General features: G+C 62.5%; 1 protein-coding gene. It reads left to right on the top strand.

Translation table 11 applies throughout. The features are described 5' to 3' along the window. Nucleotide 1: 1 nt before the first annotated feature. On the top strand, nt 2-1177 hold the full coding sequence (tuf, locus tag AC2FNY_RS21030) for an elongation factor Tu (protein WP_234144476.1): 1176 nt from the start codon (nt 2-4) through the stop codon (nt 1175-1177). The last annotated feature ends 72 nt before the right edge of the window (nt 1178-1249 follow it).

The following is a 1249-nucleotide window of genomic DNA, read 5'->3' on the forward strand; positions in this document are numbered from 1 at the left end:
AATGGCAAAGGAAAAGTTTGAGCGTAATAAACCGCACGTCAACATTGGCACGATCGGCCACGTTGACCACGGCAAGACGACGCTGACCGCAGCGATCACGAAGTATTTCGGCGACTTCAAGGCGTATGACCAGATTGACGGCGCGCCGGAAGAGAAAGCACGCGGGATCACCATCTCGACCGCCCACGTGGAATACGAGACCGAAGCGCGTCACTACGCCCACGTCGACTGCCCCGGCCACGCCGACTATGTGAAGAACATGATCACCGGTGCGGCGCAGATGGACGGCGCGATCCTGGTGGTGAACGCCGCTGACGGCCCGATGCCGCAGACCCGCGAGCACATCCTGCTGGCCCGCCAGGTCGGCGTGCCCGCGCTGGTGGTGTTCATGAACAAGGTCGACCAGGTCGATGACGAGGAACTTCTGGAGCTGGTGGAAATGGAAATCCGCGAGCTGCTGAGCTCGTACGACTTCCCCGGCGACGATATTCCGATCGTTGCGGGCTCGGCCCTGGCCGCGATGGAAGGCCGTGATCCGGAAATCGGCGAGAACAAGATCCGTGAACTGCTGGCCGCGGTTGACGAGTACATCCCGACCCCGGAGCGCGCTGTCGACCAGCCCTTCCTGATGCCGATCGAAGACGTGTTCTCGATCTCGGGCCGCGGCACCGTGGTGACGGGCCGTGTGGAACGTGGCGTGATCAATGTCGGCGACTCGATCGAGATCGTGGGCATCAAGGACACCCAGACCACCACCTGTACCGGTGTGGAAATGTTCCGCAAGCTGCTGGATCGCGGTGAAGCCGGCGACAACATCGGCGCGCTGCTGCGTGGTATCGACCGCGAGAAGGTCGAGCGCGGCCAGGTGCTGTGCAAGCCGGGTTCGGTGACCCCGCACACCAAGTTCGAAGCCGAGGCCTATATCCTGACCAAGGAAGAGGGCGGCCGTCACACCCCGTTCTTCGCGAACTACCGTCCGCAGTTCTACTTCCGGACTACCGACGTGACCGGCACCGTGACGCTGGCCGAAGGCACCGAAATGGTGATGCCGGGCGATAACGTGGGCTTCACCGTCGAGCTGATCGCGCCGATCGCGATGGAAGACGGCCTGCGCTTCGCCATCCGCGAAGGCGGCCGTACCGTCGGCGCCGGCGTCGTGTCGAAGATCATCGAGTAATCGGTGATCCCGAGACACGCCATCAGGAATGTGTCGAAGATCATCGAGTAATCGGTGATCCCGAGACACGCC

Source organism: Ruegeria sp. BHSC223, assembly GCF_059613025.1.